21 protein-coding genes, 2 tRNA genes and 1 rRNA gene are annotated in these 21,288 nt (G+C 42.1%); 6 read left to right on the top strand and 18 right to left on the bottom strand.

Going from position 1 to position 21,288, the window contains the following annotated elements; translation table 11 throughout:
• Window positions 1-112: 112 nt before the first annotated feature.
• The 3 genes from QPX86_RS00895 to QPX86_RS00885 all read right to left on the bottom strand — a co-directional run bounded on the left by QPX86_RS00895 (window position 113) and on the right by QPX86_RS00885 (window position 1,948).
• Window positions 113-188 (bottom strand) — tRNA-Ala (locus tag QPX86_RS00895).
• Window positions 189-252: 64 nt separating this feature from the next.
• Window positions 253-329, bottom strand: a tRNA-Ile gene (locus tag QPX86_RS00890).
• A 74-nt stretch (window positions 330-403) separates the two neighbouring features.
• Window positions 404-1,948 (bottom strand): 16S ribosomal RNA (locus tag QPX86_RS00885).
• A gap of 651 nt (window positions 1,949-2,599) precedes the next feature.
• Between QPX86_RS00885 and QPX86_RS00880 the strand changes: the two genes are divergently transcribed.
• Window positions 2,600-3,058, top strand: a complete 459-nt coding sequence (locus tag QPX86_RS00880; protein ID WP_220754052.1) for an RNA recognition motif domain-containing protein — start codon at window positions 2,600-2,602, stop codon at window positions 3,056-3,058.
• A 10-nt stretch (window positions 3,059-3,068) separates the two neighbouring features.
• Here QPX86_RS00880 and murI read toward each other — a convergent pair whose 3' ends face one another.
• Window positions 3,069-3,848 (bottom strand): glutamate racemase, encoded by a 780-nt coding sequence (murI, locus tag QPX86_RS00875; RefSeq protein WP_220754051.1) that lies wholly within the window; start codon window positions 3,846-3,848, stop codon window positions 3,069-3,071.
• Window positions 3,849-3,990: 142 nt separating this feature from the next.
• On the opposite strand from murI, the gene trmA reads away from it, so the two are divergent.
• Complete coding sequence (gene trmA, locus QPX86_RS00870; RefSeq protein WP_285163859.1) at window positions 3,991-5,097, top strand: tRNA (uridine(54)-C5)-methyltransferase TrmA; 1,107 nt, start codon at window positions 3,991-3,993, stop codon at window positions 5,095-5,097.
• Window positions 5,098-5,197: 100 nt separating this feature from the next.
• Here trmA and fabR read toward each other — a convergent pair whose 3' ends face one another.
• Entirely contained in the window at window positions 5,198-5,812 is a 615-nt protein-coding gene (gene fabR, locus QPX86_RS00865) for an HTH-type transcriptional repressor FabR (RefSeq protein WP_102527639.1), read from the bottom strand.
• Between the two features lie 145 nt (window positions 5,813-5,957).
• Between fabR and QPX86_RS00860 the strand changes: the two genes are divergently transcribed.
• The 3 genes from QPX86_RS00860 (at window position 5,958) to mnmH (ending at window position 9,313) form a co-directional block, all read left to right on the top strand.
• Window positions 5,958-7,061 (top strand): acyl-CoA desaturase, encoded by a 1,104-nt coding sequence (locus QPX86_RS00860; protein ID WP_285163858.1) that lies wholly within the window; start codon window positions 5,958-5,960, stop codon window positions 7,059-7,061.
• Window positions 7,062-7,157: 96 nt separating this feature from the next.
• Entirely contained in the window at window positions 7,158-8,207 is a 1,050-nt protein-coding gene (gene selD, locus QPX86_RS00855) for a selenide, water dikinase SelD (RefSeq protein WP_285165120.1), read from the top strand.
• Window positions 8,207-9,313 (top strand): tRNA 2-selenouridine(34) synthase MnmH, encoded by a 1,107-nt coding sequence (gene mnmH, locus QPX86_RS00850; protein WP_285163857.1) that lies wholly within the window; start codon window positions 8,207-8,209, stop codon window positions 9,311-9,313. The genes selD and mnmH overlap by 1 nt, the downstream gene beginning before the upstream one ends.
• Before the next feature lie 58 nt (window positions 9,314-9,371).
• Here mnmH and QPX86_RS00845 read toward each other — a convergent pair whose 3' ends face one another.
• The 4 genes from QPX86_RS00845 to nudE form a co-directional block, all read right to left on the bottom strand.
• Entirely contained in the window at window positions 9,372-11,252 is a 1,881-nt protein-coding gene (locus QPX86_RS00845) for an MFS transporter (protein ID WP_285163856.1), read from the bottom strand.
• Window positions 11,243-11,899, bottom strand: coding sequence for a TetR/AcrR family transcriptional regulator (locus tag QPX86_RS00840; RefSeq protein ID WP_285163855.1), 657 nt, complete (start codon window positions 11,897-11,899; stop codon window positions 11,243-11,245). The genes QPX86_RS00845 and QPX86_RS00840 overlap by 10 nt, the downstream gene beginning before the upstream one ends.
• A 172-nt stretch (window positions 11,900-12,071) precedes the next feature.
• On the bottom strand, window positions 12,072-12,881 hold the full coding sequence (cysQ, locus tag QPX86_RS00835) for a 3'(2'),5'-bisphosphate nucleotidase CysQ (protein ID WP_285163854.1): 810 nt from the start codon (window positions 12,879-12,881) through the stop codon (window positions 12,072-12,074).
• Between the two features lie 111 nt (window positions 12,882-12,992).
• Window positions 12,993-13,541 carry an ADP compounds hydrolase NudE gene (gene nudE / locus QPX86_RS00830; RefSeq protein ID WP_285163853.1) on the bottom strand — a complete coding sequence of 183 codons (549 nt, stop codon included), beginning with the start codon at window positions 13,539-13,541 and terminating at the stop codon, window positions 12,993-12,995.
• A 79-nt stretch (window positions 13,542-13,620) separates the two neighbouring features.
• Between nudE and yrfG the strand changes: the two genes are divergently transcribed.
• Window positions 13,621-14,286: a GMP/IMP nucleotidase gene (yrfG, locus tag QPX86_RS00825; protein ID WP_285163852.1), complete on the top strand. Its 666-nt coding sequence runs from the start codon at window positions 13,621-13,623 to the stop codon at window positions 14,284-14,286.
• Window positions 14,287-14,381: 95 nt separating this feature from the next.
• On the opposite strand, the gene QPX86_RS00820 is transcribed toward yrfG, so the two are convergent.
• From QPX86_RS00820 to gspF, 9 genes are all read right to left on the bottom strand, one after another.
• Complete coding sequence (locus QPX86_RS00820) at window positions 14,382-15,143, bottom strand: type II secretion system protein N (protein WP_220754041.1); 762 nt, start codon at window positions 15,141-15,143, stop codon at window positions 14,382-14,384.
• A 12-nt stretch (window positions 15,144-15,155) separates the two neighbouring features.
• Window positions 15,156-15,632 carry a type II secretion system protein M gene (locus QPX86_RS00815; protein WP_220754040.1) on the bottom strand — a complete coding sequence of 159 codons (477 nt, stop codon included), beginning with the start codon at window positions 15,630-15,632 and terminating at the stop codon, window positions 15,156-15,158.
• Between the two features lies 1 nt (window position 15,633).
• Window positions 15,634-16,836: a type II secretion system protein GspL gene (gene gspL, locus QPX86_RS00810; RefSeq protein WP_285163851.1), complete on the bottom strand. Its 1,203-nt coding sequence runs from the start codon at window positions 16,834-16,836 to the stop codon at window positions 15,634-15,636.
• A gap of 63 nt (window positions 16,837-16,899) precedes the next feature.
• Window positions 16,900-17,901, bottom strand: coding sequence for a type II secretion system minor pseudopilin GspK (gspK, locus tag QPX86_RS00805; RefSeq protein ID WP_285165119.1), 1,002 nt, complete (start codon window positions 17,899-17,901; stop codon window positions 16,900-16,902).
• Between the two features lie 9 nt (window positions 17,902-17,910).
• On the bottom strand, window positions 17,911-18,627 hold the full coding sequence (gspJ, locus tag QPX86_RS00800; protein ID WP_220754038.1) for a type II secretion system minor pseudopilin GspJ: 717 nt from the start codon (window positions 18,625-18,627) through the stop codon (window positions 17,911-17,913).
• Window positions 18,608-18,976 carry a type II secretion system minor pseudopilin GspI gene (gene gspI, locus QPX86_RS00795; RefSeq protein ID WP_220754037.1) on the bottom strand — a complete coding sequence of 123 codons (369 nt, stop codon included), beginning with the start codon at window positions 18,974-18,976 and terminating at the stop codon, window positions 18,608-18,610. The genes gspJ and gspI overlap by 20 nt, the downstream gene beginning before the upstream one ends.
• Window positions 18,963-19,538, bottom strand: coding sequence for a type II secretion system minor pseudopilin GspH (gene gspH, locus QPX86_RS00790; RefSeq protein ID WP_220754036.1), 576 nt, complete (start codon window positions 19,536-19,538; stop codon window positions 18,963-18,965). The genes gspI and gspH overlap by 14 nt, the downstream gene beginning before the upstream one ends.
• Window positions 19,539-19,561: 23 nt before the next feature.
• Window positions 19,562-19,996 (bottom strand): type II secretion system major pseudopilin GspG, encoded by a 435-nt coding sequence (gene gspG / locus QPX86_RS00785; RefSeq protein WP_055024201.1) that lies wholly within the window; start codon window positions 19,994-19,996, stop codon window positions 19,562-19,564.
• 65 nt (window positions 19,997-20,061) lie between these two features.
• On the bottom strand, window positions 20,062-21,285 hold the full coding sequence (gene gspF, locus QPX86_RS00780) for a type II secretion system inner membrane protein GspF (protein WP_220754035.1): 1,224 nt from the start codon (window positions 21,283-21,285) through the stop codon (window positions 20,062-20,064).
• Between the last annotated feature and the right edge of the window lie 3 nt (window positions 21,286-21,288).

Genomic DNA, 21,288 nt, shown 5'->3' with positions numbered 1-21,288 from the left:
TTTCCAAATTGTTAAAGAACGGGCTTAAAAAAGCCAAAGATAAAGCTGTCGCTTTATCTTTGGCGTCTCTATCCAAATATGCATGACTTACGTTTAAATAAAAGTAAGTAAATGGTGGAGCTATGCGGGATCGAACCGCAGACCTCCTGCGTGCAAGGCAGGCGCTCTCCCAGCTGAGCTATAGCCCCATTTACATGCAGTCAAACAAAATACGTTAATACAAAACCTTCATTTTAGGAGAATAGAAGATTTTGGTGGGTCAGAGTGGACTTGAACCACCGACCTCACCCTTATCAGGGGTGCGCTCTAACCAGCTGAGCTACAGACCCAACGTAATTTTGCTCTTTCTTTCTATCAAGTAATCTGTGTGAACACTCAACAAACATTAAGTTAGTCGTATAGGTAAGGAGGTGATCCAGCCCCAGGTTCCCCTAGGGCTACCTTGTTACGACTTCACCCCAGTCATGAACCACACCGTGGTAAACGTCCCCCCGAAGGTTAGACTATCTACTTCTGGTGCAGCCCACTCCCATGGTGTGACGGGCGGTGTGTACAAGGCCCGGGAACGTATTCACCGTAGCATTCTGATCTACGATTACTAGCGATTCCGACTTCATGGAGTCGAGTTGCAGACTCCAATCCGGACTACGACGTACTTTGTGAGATTAGCTAGACCTTGCGGCTTTGCAACCCTCTGTATACGCCATTGTAGCACGTGTGTAGCCCTACTCGTAAGGGCCATGATGACTTGACGTCGTCCCCACCTTCCTCCGGTTTATCACCGGCAGTCTCCCTAGAGTTCCCGCCATTACGCGCTGGCAAATAAGGATAGGGGTTGCGCTCGTTGCGGGACTTAACCCAACATTTCACAACACGAGCTGACGACAGCCATGCAGCACCTGTCTCAGAGTTCCCGAAGGCACTAAGCTATCTCTAGCGAATTCTCTGGATGTCAAGAGTAGGTAAGGTTCTTCGCGTTGCATCGAATTAAACCACATGCTCCACCGCTTGTGCGGGCCCCCGTCAATTCATTTGAGTTTTAACCTTGCGGCCGTACTCCCCAGGCGGTCTACTTAATGCGTTAGCTTGGGAGCCCAGTGCTCAAGGCACCAAACTCCGAGTAGACATCGTTTACGGCGTGGACTACCAGGGTATCTAATCCTGTTTGCTCCCCACGCTTTCGTACATGAGCGTCAGTCTTTGTCCAGGGGGCCGCCTTCGCCACCGGTATTCCTTCAGATCTCTACGCATTTCACCGCTACACCTGAAATTCTACCCCCCTCTACAAGACTCTAGTTCACCAGTTCCAAATGCAATTCCCAGGTTGAGCCCGGGGATTTCACATCTGGCTTAATGAACCGCCTGCGTACGCTTTACGCCCAGTAATTCCGATTAACGCTTGGACCCCTCGTATTACCGCGGCTGCTGGCACGAAGTTAGCCGGTCCTTCTTCTGTAGGTAACGTCACAGCAGTTGTTTATTAAACAACTACCTTTCCTCCCTACTGAAAGTGCTTTACAACCCTAGGGCCTTCTTCACACACGCGGCATGGCTGCATCAGGGTTTCCCCCATTGTGCAATATTCCCCACTGCTGCCTCCCGTAGGAGTCTGGGCCGTGTCTCAGTCCCAGTGTGGCTGATCATCCTCTCAGAACAGCTAGGGATCGTCGCCTTGGTAAGCCATTACCTTACCAACTAGCTAATCCCACCTAGGTTCATCCAATCGCGAAAGGCCCGAAGGTCCCCTCCTTTCCCCCGTAGGGCGTATGCGGTATTAGCAGTCGTTTCCAACTGTTATCCCCCTCGACTGGGCAGATCCCTAGGCATTACTCACCCGTCCGCCGCTCGTCAGCATTGATAGCAAGCTATCAATCTGTTACCGCTCGACTTGCATGTGTTAGGCCTGCCGCCAGCGTTCAATCTGAGCCATGATCAAACTCTTCAATTAAAGTTTTTTGAAACATTCGAAAATGCTTCGGCTCAATGAATTCTGATTACATTATGCAGACTCGGAAGAATCTACATCCTGTTTGTTACATATTGCTATGAACACTCATCGTTACATTGATAATAATTTTGATTGCCACCTAAGTGACAATTTCGATTAACTCAACACCTGTGAGTGTCCACACAGATTACTTGATAAATTGTTAAAGAGCGTTAGCGCATCTCGGTAAGCCCGAGTGGCTAGGGATGCGTATTTTACGCAATTCCCGTTTCGCGTCAAGTCATTTTTAAACTAATTTAAAAACTCTTTTCAGCGTCACTTTACAGTGAACCGATTTAGCGTGTACACCATGCTATTGCGTGGTTTGCCGTGTCAGTGGATGCGCATTATAGGCAGATTCTGAAACACCGCAAGGGCTTTTTATAATAAATAGAATCGACAGGAGATCTTTTGCTCAGATCGCTTTATTTTTGACTGCTATGGGTATTTTTGAAGCGATTTTATTCTACTTTAATATAGTGCTACGGAGTTTTTATTGTGTTTTGAGCTCATTTTTTCATCATAGTATGGTGAAAGCGCTAATAATTCATTACCATAGCAATGCTTTTTAACAGTTATTTATCATTTTTCATTTTTATTAGAGATAAACTTATGCAGAAGTCATTTGTTATTACCTTAGTTGTGGCGCTAATTGGCGCAGTCATCATTTACGCTCTTTCTAACAATGTTCAACTTGTTGTGTCTTTTATTGCAGGTGTAATGTTAGCTAGTCTTATTTTCACTTTCGCACCTTCTTCATCTGCTGCAGGTTCAAATGAACCTTATGTCGGCCCAACAATGACTTTATATGTTGGTAACCTTCCGTATCGTGTTCACGAAGGTGAAGTAAAATCACTTTTTGGTGAGTATGGTCCAGTAAATTCAGTGCGTTTAGTTCGTGACAGAAAAACAGGTCGTCGTAAGGGTTTCGGTTTCGTAGAAATGTCAGAAGCTGGTGCAAAGAAAGCGATGAACAAATTGAATGATTACAGCTTCCAAGAGCGTACCTTAAAAGTACGTGAAGCCAAATCTCAAGAATCAGATCCAGCGGATCAAAATAAAGAAAGTTAGTAAGACCCTATTAGTTGGCTGCGGTAATGCACTCTAACTGTGTAAACCCGTAGTCAGCTAATGTCATTTTAAGCCCTTCATCAACCCCTTTTGTAAAACCTGCTTTCAACTTCCCTTTCGCTATATCATTATCTTTTATCAGTGACATGACTCTAGTGGCAATTGCATCACCAGAATCCAGTAATTGCACAGGATGAGTTAATGCTCGCTTGATTTCTTGCTGTAATAGCGGGAAGTGAGTGCAGCCCAATACCAGTGTATCTATATTGCTGTTATTAATAGGGGATAGTATCTCTGCGATTTGACCAAAATTGATATCTTGTTTTTTTGCCTTAGTTTCTGCGATTAACACCAACTCCGATGAACCTATCAAAGTGACTTCACAGCCACCAGCAAAAGACTTGATCAAATCTTGTGTGTACTGTCTTGTAACAGTACCTGGTGTTGCCAGTAAACCAATATGTCGAGTCTTTGATATTAGCGCTGCAGGCTTAATTGCAGGTACGACACCTACAACAGGAATAGATAATTGATTTCTTAGTTCTGGTAATACTAATGTACTTGCACTATTACACGCTACTACTACTACAGAAGCCTTAATTTTTTCTACCTGATTTATGATTAACGCAACACAGCCTCTAATCAACTCTTGCTCTTCGAGATCGCCATACGGGAGGCGGGCATTATCAAACAAATAGTAAATATCATGGTTGGGTAATCGACTGTGAATATGCTCAAACACAGATAAGCCACCAATGCCTGAATCAAAAATGAGTATAGGACCGACCAAGATATTCTCCGATAAGAGTATTTATTAATAGGAATTCAAGGATATTTTGCTTTAATCAACCAAGAACACGCCAATCCGCTGGACATCAGCGGTGTGTAGTATAATATTTGCGCCCTTAATTTACAGCCTATGGTGGAACAAAATGAATTTAGCTGCAATGGATCCTAAAAACTATGATGCGCAACTCGAAGAAAAGCGTATCAAGCTTGAACAGACCTTTGCCGAGTTTACTCCGCCTAGTTTAGAGGTTTTTGCTTCGGAACCTGCAAATTACCGCATGCGTGCAGAATTTCGAGTTTGGCATGACGGTGATGACTTATTCTATTACATGTTTGATAAAGCACTGAATGAAAAAGTGCGTTGCGAACAATATCTTCCTGCTGGCAAACTTATTAATGAAGTGATGACAGCCTTAATGGAAGAGCTTCGTCCAAATAATGACTTGCGCTTTAAGCTTTTCCAAGTTGATTTTTTATCAACCCTTAGCGGTGAAATTCTAGTATCTCTGCTTTACCACCGTCAACTTAATGATGAGTGGCGCGAACAAGCTGAGCAAATGAAACAACGTTTATCTGAAAAATTTAACGTTAACTTTATCGGCCGTGCGCGTAAGCAAAAAATTGACTTAGATAAAGACTTCGTGGTTGAAACGCTAACTGTAGATGGCAACGAACTTAAGTATAAGCAAATAGAAAACAGCTTTACTCAGCCAAACGCCAAAGTTTCAGTCAAAATGCTTGAATGGGCGATATCTGCCACTAAAAACAGTACTGGCGACTTACTAGAGCTATACTGCGGTAATGGTAATTTCACCATAGCTCTCGCACCTAACTTTGATCGTGTACTCGCCACTGAACTGGCTAAACCGTCTGTGGATGCTGCACAGTACAATATTGCAATCAACAACATTGAAAACCTGCAAATCATTCGTATGTCAGCTGAAGACTTCAGTGATGCAATGGCTAAAAAGAGAACTTACCGCCGTTTGGAAGGTATCGATTTAGACAGTTATGACTGTAATACTATTTTTGTTGACCCACCACGTGCAGGTATTGATGATGATACATTATCATTAATGCAAAACTACGATCGCATTCTATATATCTCTTGTAACCCTGACACGTTAAAAGACAACTTAGCAACAATAAGCCAGACTCACGAAATTACTCGTTTCGCTTTATTTGATCAGTTCCCTTATACCCACCATATGGAGTCGGGTGTGTTGCTTGAACGTAAAGCAAAAGTCTAAGAGCTCGAACCTAGTCTAGTAAAGTCCTAAGATCAAAAAGGCGGTGTTGTGATATCACAACACCGCCTTTTATGTTTCTAGAATAAACAAATTCTATAAATTATTTGGTTTCTACTTTATGTTGCAGTGCTTCAGCACCTTTAGCCACCATACGTAATTGCAGCACTAAATGGTCGGCTAACACTTTTCTATCTGCACGTTTCATATCTAATGCCGATGCACCAGCATTAAACACTAAGGTCACCAAAGCTTCTGCCTGAACCCTTGCTAACATAGGCGTTCGACCAGCAGTGGCTTCAGTATAATGTGACAGCTCGGAAATAAAGTGTTCAATTTCTCTAGCAACTGCAGCGCGAAAAGCAGCTGACGTACCTGAACGCTCGTGTAATAGAATACGAAACACGTTTGGGTTTGATTCCAGCACTTCGACAAAAGTATCCACAGAGATACGAATAACACTACCACCAGCTTCAGCACGTTGACGGCCTTTACGCATCATTTGTCTTAGTGTTAACCCGCCTTCATCAACCATAGTAAGACCTAATTCGTTCATGTCTTTAAAATGGCGATAAAAAGATGTCGGTGCAATCCCTGCTTCCCGTGCTACCTCACGTAAACTTAAGCTTGAAAAACTACGCTCAGCACTGAGTTGATTAAAAGCGGCATCTACCAATGCACGACGGGTTTTTTCTTTCTGTAATGCTCTTACACCCATGTATAGAATCCATTTAGTAAATGTTAGTGCACAGATAATACCGTTTTTAACCAAGAAACACAGCCCTTCAAAGCTTGACCATGGAATGAGGGTAAGTTAAATTAGCGTACAACTGTACGCCCAATAAGTTTTTTGGATTATTTTAATGAAAAAACCACCGATTATTTGGTTAAATACATCTCTATTTGCACTCACCTTATTGGGTGCTATCACGCTTGTTCCTTGGCGTGGAATGACCCATGGCTTTGAGGCTATTGAATGGGTAGCCTTTGTAGTGCTCGCTTTTGCCAGTGGTTTATCAATTACCGCTGGTTACCATAGACTATGGTCACATAAAGCATATAAAGCTCATCCTGTTATGCGTTTCTTATTTGCGCTTGGTGGAGCACTTGCCTTGCAAAATAGTGCATTGCATTGGTCATCCGATCATCGTATTCACCACAAGCATGTGGACAATAACGACAAAGACCCTTATTCAGCCAAAAAAGGCTTCTGGTACAGCCATATTGGTTGGATGTTACGTGAATATCAAGCCAGCCGTTACCATGATTACAACAACGTTCGCGACTTGCAAAAAGATGCCATCGTAATGTGGCAGCATAAGCACTATCTCGCATTAGTGGTATTGATGAACATTGGTTTACCTGCGTTTTTAGGCTGGTTAAACGGTGATATCATTTCAATGGTACTGATGGCAGGACTACTTCGCCTTGTTGTTGTGCATCACTGCACCTTCTTTATTAACTCTCTTGCCCATATCTGGGGGAGCCAGCCATACACCAATAAAAATACCGCCCGTGATAATGGTGTGATTGCTTTATTAACCTATGGCGAGGGCTATCATAACTTCCACCATATTTTTGAAAATGATTATCGTAATGGCATTAAATGGTGGCATTACGACCCAACCAAATGGCTAATTAAGTCGATGCATTGGGTAGGATTAGCATCAGATTTACGCGTTGTACCACAAGAACGTATTGAAAGTGCAAAATTACAGATGCAGTTATTAAGAGCTCAAGACAAAGTTGCTCACTTGCCTAACTGTGATGAAATTATTGCTAACTTCCAAGCTGAATACGATCTAATGAAGCAACATCTTGTTGAGTACTATCAAGCAAAGAAGAGCTTGATTGAAGCTAAGCGCAAACAACTTAGCTATCAGCAACTCAGTTTACAAGTTGAAGAGTTAAAAGCACGCCTGTTAGCTCAAAAGAAAAATTGGAATAACATTACAGCGGCTTATTAAAACAAGTGATTGTGATTAATGTGAAACGGCTACCTTGCAAGGTAGCCGTTTGTGTTTATGATGGAAAATCGACTTTCCAAACAGGTTATTCATTTCATGGCAGAAACCGATATTAAACTTACCGAATACAGTCATGGCGCAGGCTGCGGTTGTAAGATTTCGCCTCAAGTGCTCAGCACCATTCTTGCCAGTGATATTCCAGCCTTTACCGATCCCAATTTACTTGTAGGTAATCAATCCCGTGATGACGCAGCGGTATACCAATTAAACTCTGAAACCGGCATTATCAGCACCACTGACTTTTTCATGCCGATTGTTGATGATCCTTTTACCTTTGGACGGATTGCAGCAACCAATGCTATAAGCGACATCTACGCCATGGGTGGTACACCTATTATGGCAATTGCGATCCTGGGTTGGCCGGTGAATATCTTGTCTGCTGAAGTGGCTCAAAAAGTCATTGAAGGTGGACGACAAGCCTGTGCTGATGCAGGCATTATGCTAGCAGGTGGTCACAGCATTGATGCACCAGAACCCATTTTTGGTTTAGCAGTAACCGGTCAAATACCATTGGCTAAGCTTAAGCGAAATGATCAAGCGCAGGCTGGAGATAAACTCTATCTCACAAAGCCTATTGGTATAGGAATATTAACTACTGCTCAAAAACAGAAAAAGCTCGCGGATGAAGATAACCATATTGCCATCAACGCTATGTGCCAACTTAATAAAATAGGCCAGAACATTTCCAACATTGAAGGCATTAATGCATTAACTGACGTAACAGGTTTTGGGTTAGCAGGTCATTTAATCGAAGTCTGCCAAGGAGCCAACTTAGCAGCGACATTATCGTTTGATAAAATTCCATTATTGGATAGCGCAGAACACTATCTCAACTTAGGTTGCATTCCAGGTGGAACCCAGCGCAATTTTGACAGCTACAAACAACATTTAGGCCTGCTAACAGATAAACAAAAAGCCATTTTATGCGACCCGCAAACTAGTGGTGGCTTATTAATATCGGTATCGCCAAGTGCTGAACAGCAACTTGTTGATTGTCTAAATGAGCAAAATATAAAACCAGTTTGCATTGGTCAGTTATCAACAACAAGTGAAAACCTATCGTTACCATTGGTGGCGTTAAACTAATGACCACCAATCTGATTAAAAGCAGTGAATACCGACGCCTATTTCTAGATGATGTGCCTTTACTGGATGTGCGTGCACCGATTGAATTTAACAAAGGGGCATTTTCTCAATCAACCAATATAGGGTTAATGACTGATGAGGAGCGCAAACAAGTCGGCACTTGCTATAAGCAGCAGGGGCAAGCTGCAGCTATCAACTTAGGTCATGAACTAGTTAATGGCACAGCTAAGCAACAGCGTATAGACGCTTGGCAGCAATACATACAACTTCATCCACAAGCTTATCTGTATTGTTTTCGTGGTGGGCTGCGTTCTAAACTGACTCAGCAATGGATAAAAGAAGCAGGTATCGATATTCCCTTCATTGAAGGTGGATATAAAGCTATGCGCCAATATCTTCTTCAGACCATTGAAGCTGCGACGATTGAGCAGCCATTATTGATCCTCAGTGGTATAACTGGCAGCGGTAAAACCGATCTATTAATACAACGTAATGAGGCAATCGACTTAGAGGGCTTGGCCAATCATCGTGGTTCTAGTTTCGGTAAGAATATTGACCCTCAGCCGACTCAAATTAACTTTGAAAACAACTTAGCGGTTCAGTTACTCAAGCAACAAGAGTTATCAAGCAAGTTTACGTTATTAGAAGATGAAAGTTATTTAATTGGTCGCTCTGCTATTCCACAAGATTTTTATCAAACGATGCAGCGTAGCCCAATAATCGTTTTAGAAGAAGATTTTGATAAGCGTCTAACTCGATTACACAAAGCCTATGTCGTCGATAAATCCACAGCCTATATTCATCGCTTTGGCACAGAGCAAGGTAAACAAGCCTTTAGTGAATATTTACTTAATAGTATCAACTGTATTAAAAAGCGTTTGGGCGGTAAAACACATGCAGAGCTCACGGTATTAATTGAGCAAGCCATCAATAGTCAGTTTAATAGAAACGACTTATCTGCTCACTTCGATTGGATAGCAGCCTTACTTAGTCATTACTACGACCCAATGTATCAATACCAACTTAGCAAAAAACAACAACGGGTTATTTTCACTGGCGATCATCAGGCTATAAATGAATGGCTATCAAGTAACAGTTCAAAATAAAAAGCGCACTCAACGTAAGTGCGCTATTTTATAAAGCTAGTATTACCGCTAGATAAACCTAAAGGTTATTCTCAGCCGCTTGTTTCTCAAATATTTCACTAACACTTTTATGTAAGCCATGACGTCCTAGTGCAACACCATCAACAGCTTCAGCAATATTCACTTCTACTTTTGACCAGAAACGTTTCGGACGAGTGGTCAGTGCGTGCCCACCCTTATGGCTAAAATAAGACCCCCACAGGCCACTTAATGCCATAGGGATGACAGTAACAGGGTCACGCTTTAATATACGCTCAATCCCAGGTCTAAACTCAGCAATATCACCATCGACTGATAATCTGCCCTCAGGAAAAATACACACAAGCTCATCATTGTTCAGTGCGTGATGAATTTGCTCAAAAGCTTGCTCATAGGTTTGCTCACATTGCTTAGGCGAACAAATAGGAATAACGCCCGCATGACGAAACAAATACTTAAGCAAAGGGATTTCACTAATAGACTTATCCATAACAAAGCGAATTGGTCTTGTTGAAGCGCCCATAATAATCAATGCATCGACATAACTGACATGATTACACACAATTACCCCAGCACCTTGAGCGGGGACCCGCTCTCGGCCATTTACCTTTACCCGATACATGAAGTGACTTAATAAGTAACTGATAAAGCGCTGCGCAAATTCAGGTACTTGCGAGTACACATACACTGCTACCACGGTATTCATTGCAGCCAACAACAAGAACAAATCAGGGATACTCCATTCAAGCACCCCGAGTAATATTATCGATAGAATTGCCGCCACCACCATAAACAAAGCATTAATAATATTGTTAGCTGCAATCGCTTGAGCACATTCATCCTTTGCTGCGCGGGATTGAATAAAGGCGTATAGCGGCACAATGAATAAACCACCACTGAGACCAACCATAAATAAGTCGGCCATCACTCGAAAATGCTGCGGATCGCTAATAAAACTGCTGAAGCCATAAACAAAACTTAAATCTGCTGGTGCAGGTGGAATAGCAAAAATTAAATCGACGCCAAACACCGTTAAACCTAGAACACCGAAAGGTAAAACACCTAACTCAACATGACCATATGACACGCGCTCACAAATCCACGAACCTACCGCAATACCAATAGAAAATAGTGCTAATAATAAAGACACCACAGTAGCATCGGCATGTAAGTGTAATTTGGCAAAGTTAGGAAACTGCGTTAGGTATGTCGCACCTAAAAACCAAAACCAGCTGATAGCTAAAATAGCCATCCAAATACCCGGTGTTTTTCTAACTTTAGCAATACTGCGCCACGTACCAGAAAACGGAGTGAAGCGAATCTTGTCAATTTTTCCTTGAGGCGGCAACGCAGGTATCGCACGACTCGACAGGTAACCAATTGCCGACAACGTCACTACAATCGTCGCAGCGCCAACTAAACTGTGGTCACTTGTTACGATCAATCCGGCAGATAATGTGCCGACTAAAATTGAGATAAAGGTCCCCATTTCTACCCAAGCATTACCAGTGACTAGCTCACTCTCTTTAAGTGTTTGCGGTAATAACGAATATTTTACTGGGCCAAAATAAGCAGACTGACTACCCATCATAAATAACAGCAATAACATCACTAAGTAGCTCTGGGATAAAATTGCGACTGCTGCGCAGGACATAATAATCAGTTCAAGTAATTTTAGCCTGCGGATCAGCATTGCTTTATCCATGTTATCGGCAACCATTCCTGCATGAGCTGAAAACAAAAAGAACGGCAGAATAAATACTCCAGCTGCCAGGTTTACAAACATGTTCACGCTAATCGGTAGTTCACTGACTTGGCTATAAGTCACTAGCAGTAGTAATACATTTTTATAGATATTGTCGTTCAATGCCCCTAAGCACTGAGTGACGAAATAAGGTAAAAATCGCTTAGTTAACAACATGAAGAATCCTTTTCTTGTGCCATGCCTAATAAATATCCATGAACATGACTACTGAGCATGGCGGGTAACGCTGCTTGTTCAGTAAATAATTTTCCATCTATAGCAAGACAGGTTAAACCGTGGATCCCGCCCCACAACACTCTACTCATCAAAATAATATCCGCTTGATTGGCTGAAACAAAAAGCAGCTTTAACTGCTCAGCAATTAAATTAAATAGCCTATCAATAGCAAGCTGATGATTTGATGACAGTTCTATTCCTTCAGGCGCAGACAGTTCAAAAACAAGTTTAAAACATGCAGGATGCTCATGAGCAAACTGAAAGTACTGATGCGCCATCAGCTCAATTAACTTTTGAGGCTGAACGTTGTTGATTGAGCTAATTGTGAGTTCACTAGCTGAATGACTATTATTCACCGAAGCAGATAAATAGTGATATAAATTCGTCAGTACTTGTTCTGATACTGATAACAACAATTGTTGATAGCTACCAAAAATATTTATCAAGGTGCTAGGTGCATAACCTATTTGTGTCGCCACCTTACGAAGGCTTAAGCTTTCAAGCTTGGCGGTTTGTAAGTATTCCATTACTGATTTAATGGCCATAGCATGAATTTCACCATGGGTATGCTCTTTCCTTCTTGCCATCAGATTGCCCTATTGCATGTTTAAGTGTGTCTAACCTAACAACAAACAAAATAAAAAACAATGTTCATAATAAGTTTATTTTTCGTCAGTAACTCAATATATCCAAAATGGAGATACAAAAAAGCCCTCAACAGAGGGCTTAGTGTTATTAGTGAATTAATCAGCTAATCAATTAATTAGTAAGAATGTCATCCCAGGCTAAACTTGGACTACCTACAACAATAAAGTTAGGGTTTTCTAATGTTTCTCGCTCGTTATAGCTCATTGGCTGCAGGTTAATATCCATCAGTGAGCCTCCAGCTTCTTCTAAAATAATCTGTGCAGCACCAGTATCCCATTCTCCTGTCGGCCCAAGGCGAACATAACAATCAGCTCTTCCTTCTGCCACTAAACAGCTTTTCAAAGCCGCGCCACCTAAAACAACTAACTCACAGCTCTTAGGATGACTTAATAATTTCAGTACCGATTGAGGATCTTGTCGACGACTTACCGCCAACTTCAAGCCGGACTCTTCAATATTCTCAATCTGTCTACTGGTAATACGCACTTCATTTTTACTGTCACGCTTATATGCACCTAAACCTGCTATGGCGTAATAACACACTTTAGTCATTGGCACATATACCACCCCCATTACAGGTCGGTTGTGTTCAACCAATGCAATAATGACAGAGAAGTCACCACTACCGGCAATAAATTCACCAGTGCCATCAAGCGGATCTACTAGCCAATATCGTTGCCATTCGGCACGCTCAGAAAAAGGGATATCAGCAGCTTCTTCACTCAGAATTGGAATATCAGGGGTCAATGCAGCAAGGCCTGCACAAATGATCTCATTGGCAGCCAGATCTGCAGAAGTCACAGGCGTATTATCTGATTTAATTTCTCGATCAAAATCGCCTTTGACATAAATGTCACGAATTTTTTGACCTGCCTCAATGGCAATTGTGATGACTTGTTCAATAACTTCTTCTGGCTTCATAACGACTCCAATCGCCAAATAATACGCTGAATACTGTCAAGTTAGACCAAATTAAGGCTTTTTTGTAGTTAACTTAGGCTAATATTTTGTTTTTATTTTAATTTATAACGACTATTTTGCTAAAAACTGCTGTGCAAGAAATAATGCACTAACACTTCTCGACTCCGAAAAATCATCATTATCGAGTAAAGTTTGCCATTTTTCTAACGGATAAGGGATAACTTCTATTGGCTCAGGTTCATCGCCTTCAAGCGTGCTTTCATACAAATCTTCTGCGATGAAGATCTGCATTTTACTGGCAAAATAACCCGGGGCTAGACTCAGCTCTTTTAATAAAGTCAGCTTATTACTGGCAAAACCGATTTCTTCTTGAAGTTCACGATTAGCCGCTTCAATGGCTTCTTCCCCGGGGTCAATTAAGCCTTTAGGAAAACCCAGTTCGTAATTATCTGTGCCTGCCGCATACTCTTTGGCTAACAACAACTTGCCTTTATGCACCGGAACAATCATTACCGCACCACGACTGGCACCACTCATTCGTTCGTATTGACGTTCAACACCATTTGAAAACTTAAGGTGAAGTTGTTCAACTTGAAACAAGCGACTTTTCGCAACAATCTCACGATGTAATATTTCAGGCTTTTTGTGCCGAGTTGTCATTAAGACCTCATATATGACGAATTTCGTTAGACAAGTTACAATCTTACTACCCTAGCTATATTCTACAACTGGAATTTTCATGTTTCCTTGGCATAAGATAGACACGGTTTTACTCGATATGGATGGCACTTTGCTTGATTTGCACTTCGATAACCATTTTTGGTTAACTTTAGTGCCACAGCAACTTAGTCAACAAAGACAGATTTCAGTGGCTGAAGCACAGCAACTAGTCGAGCAGTCATACCATAAAGTGGAAGGGACGCTAGATTGGTATTGCATTGACTATTGGCAACAGCAACTTGGATTAGACATTTTAACCCTGCACTACTCCCTTGTTGAGCGGATTCAAATGCGTCAAGACAGTATGCCTTTTTTACAGGCACTTCATCGTGCAGGTAAACAACGGATCTTAATGACCAACGCACATCCTAAAAGCCTGGAGTTAAAACTCGCCCATACCGATTTAGGTCATGGCTTAGATGCCACCTTCTCAAGTCATGAAACAGGTTACCCTAAAGAACACCCGTTATTTTGGCAGCAGGCGATTAAACAATTTAATTTAGATCCAAGCCGCTGCTTATTTGTTGATGATAATGAGCATATTCTTGAGGCTTCAAAAAAGGCAGGGATTGGTTTTCAGTTGGGTATTTCAAACCCCGATAGCCGAAAGCCCCATAAGGACTTTTTTGACTTCCCAGCCATTCACGATTATCAAATGCTACATCAGGATTTATTGGGTGGTTAACCCCGAAGCTAAGACATACTTTCAACGCTTAAGATCAAAAAAGGGCATGTTATCAACATGCCCTTTTCATTAAATTACAACTTAAGCTGATTCAGTTATAACCCTGGAATCACCCCATTATAATTAATTGGGTAATAGCCTTGGCTATCTTGTTTACCCAAAAATGATAATGCTTGAGTCAAATCTTCTGGTTGTTCTGGTGTTGGCTTAATTTTAGCACTAACTGAAAAACGATTATTCTCGCCAAGAGATGCCGTGCCTTCAATGCCCATCGTGTTCATTGAGTCATCGGTATTCAATTGCACCATGCCATCAATACAACTTAGCCCTAAAGCAATATCGCCAAGTGGATATTCACCAAACTGATTTTTTACATCAATACTATTTAAAAATAGTTTGCCAGAGAGTTGCTCACACCAAGGTTCACCTTGCTCAAGACGCTCAACTATCAAACTCACATCACCACCGACTTTCGTTCTGAATGGTAAGCGAGCATTACCTAATAAAAATTGATTAGGCGCTTCGAAACGTAAATTGTCTGCCGAAATACCTGACAGTGACCAACTAATATCACCTTGGCCACTAACTGCAGTCGCGCGGCTACCTATTTGCAAATCGACATTAGCGGTACCGATGAGTAACGCCCACGGGTTTAAATCCCATTTAACTTGCTCAATCAGGCGGCGATCAATAGATACAAGATCCGCACTGCCTTGCCACAAAGTCCCCGTAACACCACTTATTTTGATGTTATTTGGTAATGGCGCAATGCCCACTACCCAATTTGCAGGAATATAAACCACCATGAAAATAAGGTAGATAAATACGCCAATGATAATTTTCTTAATCAAACTCACTACAATACCTGCTTACTTAGACAGTTGAATACGACGTACTTTGACGAAACCTGCGATATCCGACTCAGATAAATCGACACTTTCCAGTGTTAAGCCTTTCTCTTCTACAAGTTCGTGTAAATAATTTAATAAACTGTCAAACGGTACATCATCCATCCACAATTGAATTTTATCTCCTTGTGGCTGCATACGAGTAATTTCTAACTTATATTGACCCGCTAACTGATTCACAACAGAACTCAAACTACCACTCGATGTAGGTCTTGAGCCTGACTGTTTCAAACCTGCAATTTTATTCGCCGTTTGCTTTACATAGTTTAGCGTTTGTAATTCTGATTGGTGTCTCATCTCAGCATCTTCAGCGGCTTGAGAAATTGGACTCCAAATGCCCCAATATAAAATACCGATAATCACAAACACACCACAACTGGCAACCAATTGTTGCTCACGTAGGGCTAAGCCTTTCCACCAGGTCTGCAAATTTTCCATATTATTTGCCTCTCAATGTCAGGGTAGTGTTCACTTCATCTTCGCCGCTATTAATCGCACCCATGTCTAAGTCATAACGTGCTTCAACTAACTCTTTAAACTTATCGACTTGATCATAAGTCTTAGCAGTCACCTGCATACGAAGTTCGTTACGGTTGGCATCAAAACGCAAAGAGTTAGGTTTTAAATCTGGGACTTGTTCAAATGAACCGCGTAAGCCATCTAGCATTTCAAAAAATGCAGCTCCACCGCCTTGACCTTGCATACTCCGCAGTTGCGAGTCCATTTGACTTCGAATATTGACGATACGATTCACGCTAGGAATAACCCGCTTAAAGATAGCTTCACTTTGTTGTTTAACTTCAGCAGTCTGATTTTCCAATTGATGTATAGTCAGCCCTTTATTAACCAAAGAAAGCACAATCGCGACAGCAGCAATAATCGCGACATTTTTCCAAAGCATTAAATGCTTACTGTATTCCCGCTTAGGTAAATACACACCACTTAATAAGTTAATTGGCGCTTGTAAGATACCTTTAGCTAAAACCATCATAGGTAAATCGAGTGGTTTAGGCTCGACTTCAGCATCCATAAAGACTAAGTCTTCACTGTAGGCTGCAATATTTAAAGGCGCTTCATCTTGTTGCTTTTCAGGCATCAATTGCGGCAACGCAAAGTCTAACCATGTTTTTGGTAAGCTAACACCACTTCCTTCGCCAGTTCTTAGCAGTAGTTCATCACCCATATCGAGCGCAGCCCAACGGCACTGCTCTAATGGCAAGGCTAAGCAGTCTGGCACAATACGTTTGACCTTAATGCCAGCATCCATCAACCATGACATCCAATCTTGCATTTGCTCATGAGCTACAGCAACAACATTAAGATGCTCTCCCTCTCTTGGGCCAACGACAAAATGCATATCTTCAACATTAGATGCGATAGTTTCTTCCAGCATAAATGGCAAAGCCTTTAATGCTTGGCGCTGATTCTTTTCAGGCAATTCAATTTGCGTCAATGTCATACTAGATGCAGGAACTAAAACATCAACCGGACGATTACCGGCACGCTCAGTTAAGCTATTCAAACTAGCAGCATCGCTTAACTCACCTGAGGCAATGATTTCTTGCTCCTGTTCTGACCACACAAGCCAAGAACAAGGGCTTTCTGATGTTTTTCCTAATCGGATAAAAAGCCGTTCAGACACTGTTATTCTCCACAAGCTGCAATGGCGTCAATGCTAATTGCAGCGGGTTGTTACGCTTGTTCATTATTGCTGACCGCCAAATTGGCGAGAAAGCACTTCAAAATTGGTGCCGCTTCGCTGCAATACGCTATCCATTCTAAAGGTTGCGTTATCCACTCTAGCGCCAGCTTTAAGTAAAAAGAAATTACTATCAACAACAATACTCGATTTCATATTGCTTTCTATGGCCACACTGGCCAGCGTATTATTTTCCCAAAACTCTGCCGCTGTCTCAAAACCATCGGCAGGCCTTTGGTTAATTAAGCTTTCAGCATCGCTTTGGCTGATTTTATTGTCTAACATGCCAACTAATAATGCAGCTTGTTCAACTTCAATGGTATTCACATTCAGCACTTGCTGATTATCACCAGGGATTGCACAAATATACGGTAATAATGTCATGTACACTTGCTGGTTGTATCCCATCACCGCTCTGAGTTCACTGCGATGATTCATCAATGTATTGGCTGTACGATACGGCACATTGCGTGATTCGTACTCAGCATCTTCGGCGCCATAAGGCATTGATGTTGTATCGTCATCAAGATAGTCAATTAAGGTATGGGTCAGTCTTTCTGCGCCAAAATCATCCATACCTAAAGCGACTAGCAAAGCTTTATATTGGCTCGCGGCAAGCGTTAACTTGGGCTGCCCATTTTCTACTTCTGATGATGTCACCGATAAAGCGTTAATGTTAAAACAAGAACGCATATCCATAATTTCACCGCCGATTTCACCATACTCGGCAGGGAAAATAACATCGGCAAGAGCCCAGTATTGTTGAAGATGCACCGTACCGTCGCTATCTTCCATATCTTGTTTTAAGGTCTTTTTCGACAACTCTTCTGCCGACATCGCATACCAATAAGCTTGATCATATTGGGCTAAGTTCAATGTTCGACGCATCGACAGTTGATTACGGCTAGTAATATTAGTCGCGATGATCACGACCAAAGCAACAATAAGCAATACCACTAACAACGCCACCCCGCGCTGCTTGCGAATCCCGGGTAATTGATGTTTCATCATTTGTGATTACCCATCTTCTTTAGCTTCATCTGTTTCGTCGGTATTACCGCTGTCACCACTTCCACCTGAATTGTCTTCATCAGAGCTACTGTTAGTACTGCCGCCTTTTGGTAATAAGAAACGACGTTCAATAGTCCCTAAGCCTTCAATCTCAAGTTCCATCGCAATACCTAGTGGTAACGAAGAAGCATCCACTTTACGCTCCCACTTATCACCGACAAAGAAGGAATATTTAATATCAATCACATCTTCAATAATTAAACTTTTTAATGGTTCAGCACCGACTACTGGTTCAGGATAAGGATAATACCAACGCTCTAATCGGCCATCTTGAACAATATAAGCCACAGACTGTAGGCTGCCTCTGGGCAACATTCCATCAGGATTAAGCCAACCTAAGCGAAAAAACACCAATGCTTCGGTTTCTGAATCCAGCATATTATCACCAGTTTGAAATACTGAACTGGTTCGCTCTCCATCAAGTCCGCGTTGGGTTCTTGCTACGATTTGACCAAGGTCTCGCTCAATTACACCAAATCCCTGTTGCAAAGCTTTTAACCTTACAGAGAACTCTTTAGTGGCTTCATCATTTTTCATTACCGTTGACAGCACAGCATTAGCAGCCAGACCTATCATGGCAAAAATTGCAATTGAAATAAGCATTTCAAGCAAGGTAAAACCTGCTTGTTTACGTTGATTTAGGTCAGCCTGCGTTGTGAACATAACTACTCACTTGGGCAACAGTTCGGTTAAACCGATCTTCATCGCTGACTAAGACTCTAATCATTCTAAAATTGTCGTCGGTGGTTTTAACCACTTCCTGACGCCAATACCAATCTTTTCCCGCGAGCTCTACCTGACCATTTTTAGTGCCAAGTTCTGGGAATGTCTCTATTAATCTCGCTTCAACCATTTGATTACTTGCAACCCACTGGGCTAAGGTGCGCTCTTCCAATATAGGAAGATTAGCCATTTGGTCGCCTATACTTTTTGTGACTGCAACGGCTGCTATTGAAAACACCGCTAATGCAACGATGACTTCAAGCAAGGTCATGCCTTTACTGATCTTCATCGAAGCTTCCTATTGCTAGACGGCCCATGGCATCACCAACCACCAATACTTCAACTTCTTTACCGTTTTGGTCATCGGTTAAAAAGCTCAGTTCGAATGTCGTCATTTCGCCACTTGGGAACAAAAGTATTTGTGGTTCAGGGTTTTTCTTCTTGTCTTCTTTTGACTCATCAATCAATGGCTCATCGAACCATGATTCATCGTCTTCATCTTCTTGAACTAACGGCAAGCCATCGAGCAATAAGCTCAAACTGACGTCTTGTTCCATTTGTTGCGGAGCAAGTTGTCGGTCGCCAGTTAGTGGCTCCCACTTACCGTCTTTGTAGTAGACGAATTCGTACTCATCTTCTTCAACGACAATACCTAAAAATTGACCACTAAGAATGGTTTCTTCGATGACCAATTCGGTAGTTGCAATGAACTTTCTTGCCGTCTTTGTTAACGCTTGCTCAGGTCCCGATGTACCAGAAGTCATTGTGACTGCTGCGGCAGTTAAGCCCATCAGCAATGCCACAAGTAATACTTCTAATAGGGTGAACCCAGCTTGGCGTTTAAAGTTCATGATGCGTTTCAGCTAAACGACCATTACTGGAAGTTTTGAAGATTCCAGTTACCAATATCGTCTTCAGTACCCACTTGACCATCAGGACCCGCACTGAAAATATCAATACGGCCATTTTCACCAGGGCTTAATAGGTAGTAATCATTGCGCCAAGGATCCTGAGGCAAACGTTTTAGGTAACCATCTGGACGGTAGTTACGTGGCTCAGGAGACGATGTTGGTTTTTGCACTAATGCATCTAAACCTTGATCAGTTGTTGGATACACACTGTTATCAAGGCGGTACATGTCTAGCGCATTTTCTAAAGCAACAATGTCTGATACCGCTTTCTGTAAATCAGCTTTATCTTTGTTTCCCATAAGGTTAGGTACAACCATTGACGCTAAAATACCTAGAATCACGATAACAACCATGACTTCTAATAGGGTAAAACCACGTTGTTTACGATTGACTTGCATTGACGACTTCCTCCGGTGCACACCACTTAGTGCGTGACAAAAAATAATATCTACAACTCGTTGCGTTACCCGCTAATCAAGTTATTCAATTCTAAAATAGGTTGTAAAATAGCCATTACAATGAACAGTACGACTGATGCCATGCTCACAACCAGCATAGGCTCAAACACACCTAAGGCAATATTCACATTCGACTCAAATTCACTGTCTTGGTTATCAGCAGCACGTTCTAGCATTTGTTCTAACTGGCCACTTTTTTCACCTGATGCAATCATATAGAGCATCATTGGCGGGAAAAGTTTAGTATTTGTGAGAGCCGCGCCCAAACTCGTACCCTCACGTACTCTTGCTGTTGCATCATCAACGGCTGCACGTACCTTTACATTGAGTAGTACTTCACTTGCGATGCGCATGCCTTCTAGTAACGGCACCGAACTGGCAGATAAGATACTTAAAGTTCGTGCAAATCGAGCAGTATTAATCCCTTTACTTACCTTACCAATCACTGGTGCTTTTAACAGCCAAGTATCAAATAGCATTCTAAAGTTAGGCTTTTTCAGCATTTGCTTAAACAACACAAATGAGGCAAACAAGACACCTAGCACGACTAAACCATATGACTGCACAAAGTCTGACGCAAGAATCAAAAACTGGGTGGTACCGGGTAACTCTTGGCCCATATGTTCAAACTGGCCGACAACTTTTGGTACCACGGCAGCAAGCAAAACAGCAATAACGCCAATCGCAACCACTGTCAGTACGATTGGATAGATCATGGCTTGGGTGAGCTTTGACTTAAGTTGTTGACGACGTTCGGTGTAGTCAGCAAGACGATTTAATACCACTTCTAAATGGCCAGACTTTTCACCCGATGCCACCATTGCACGATATAAATCGTCAAAAACATGGGGATATTCAGCGAGTGAATCAGCGAAACTGTAACCTTCAACAACACGCGAACGTACCGCCATCACTAAGCTTGCAAGCCTGTCCTTTTCACACTGTTGACCGACAGCTTTTAACGACTCTTCAATCGGCAAGCCCGCTGCGACAAGTGTCGCTATCTGGCGAGTGATCAGCGCAAGTTCTGCGACCGAAATACCGCGTTGGAATAATTTTAAACCACCGCTTTTTGCTTTAGCTTCTTTTTCTGCAACAGGTTGCAGCTCAAGTGGCATTAGGCGCTGTTCGCGTAGTTGGCTGCGAGCGTGACGAGCAGTGTCTGCTTCTATGACACCTTTTTGCTGTTTGCCATTGGTATCAAGGGCTTTATATTCAAACGCTGCCATTGA

The organism is Shewanella goraebulensis, assembly GCF_030252245.1.
Lineage (GTDB): Bacteria > Pseudomonadota > Gammaproteobacteria > Enterobacterales > Shewanellaceae > Shewanella > Shewanella goraebulensis.
This window is presented reverse-complemented; position numbering and strand designations above follow the sequence as displayed.

Coding starts and splice junctions, on each gene's coding strand:
- QPX86_RS00880 (WP_220754052.1), top strand. CDS start 2,600: ATGCAGAAGTCATTTGTTATTACCTTAGTTGTGGCGCTAATTGGCGCA.
- trmA (WP_285163859.1), top strand. CDS start 3,991: ATGAATTTAGCTGCAATGGATCCTAAAAACTATGATGCGCAACTCGAA.
- fabR (WP_102527639.1), bottom strand. CDS start 5,812: ATGGGTGTAAGAGCATTACAGAAAGAAAAAACCCGTCGTGCATTGGTA.
- QPX86_RS00860 (WP_285163858.1), top strand. CDS start 5,958: ATGAAAAAACCACCGATTATTTGGTTAAATACATCTCTATTTGCACTC.
- selD (WP_285165120.1), top strand. CDS start 7,158: ATGGCAGAAACCGATATTAAACTTACCGAATACAGTCATGGCGCAGGC.
- mnmH (WP_285163857.1), top strand. CDS start 8,207: ATGACCACCAATCTGATTAAAAGCAGTGAATACCGACGCCTATTTCTA.
- QPX86_RS00845 (WP_285163856.1), bottom strand. CDS start 11,252: ATGTTGTTAACTAAGCGATTTTTACCTTATTTCGTCACTCAGTGCTTA.
- QPX86_RS00840 (WP_285163855.1), bottom strand. CDS start 11,899: ATGGCAAGAAGGAAAGAGCATACCCATGGTGAAATTCATGCTATGGCC.
- cysQ (WP_285163854.1), bottom strand. CDS start 12,881: ATGAAGCCAGAAGAAGTTATTGAACAAGTCATCACAATTGCCATTGAG.
- nudE (WP_285163853.1), bottom strand. CDS start 13,541: ATGACAACTCGGCACAAAAAGCCTGAAATATTACATCGTGAGATTGTT.
- yrfG (WP_285163852.1), top strand. CDS start 13,621: ATGTTTCCTTGGCATAAGATAGACACGGTTTTACTCGATATGGATGGC.
- QPX86_RS00815 (WP_220754040.1), bottom strand. CDS start 15,632: ATGGAAAATTTGCAGACCTGGTGGAAAGGCTTAGCCCTACGTGAGCAA.
- gspK (WP_285165119.1), bottom strand. CDS start 17,901: ATGAAACATCAATTACCCGGGATTCGCAAGCAGCGCGGGGTGGCGTTG.
- gspJ (WP_220754038.1), bottom strand. CDS start 18,627: ATGTTCACAACGCAGGCTGACCTAAATCAACGTAAACAAGCAGGTTTT.
- gspI (WP_220754037.1), bottom strand. CDS start 18,976: ATGAAGATCAGTAAAGGCATGACCTTGCTTGAAGTCATCGTTGCATTA.
- gspH (WP_220754036.1), bottom strand. CDS start 19,538: ATGAACTTTAAACGCCAAGCTGGGTTCACCCTATTAGAAGTATTACTT.
- gspG (WP_055024201.1), bottom strand. CDS start 19,996: ATGCAAGTCAATCGTAAACAACGTGGTTTTACCCTATTAGAAGTCATG.
- gspF (WP_220754035.1), bottom strand. CDS start 21,285: ATGGCAGCGTTTGAATATAAAGCCCTTGATACCAATGGCAAACAGCAA.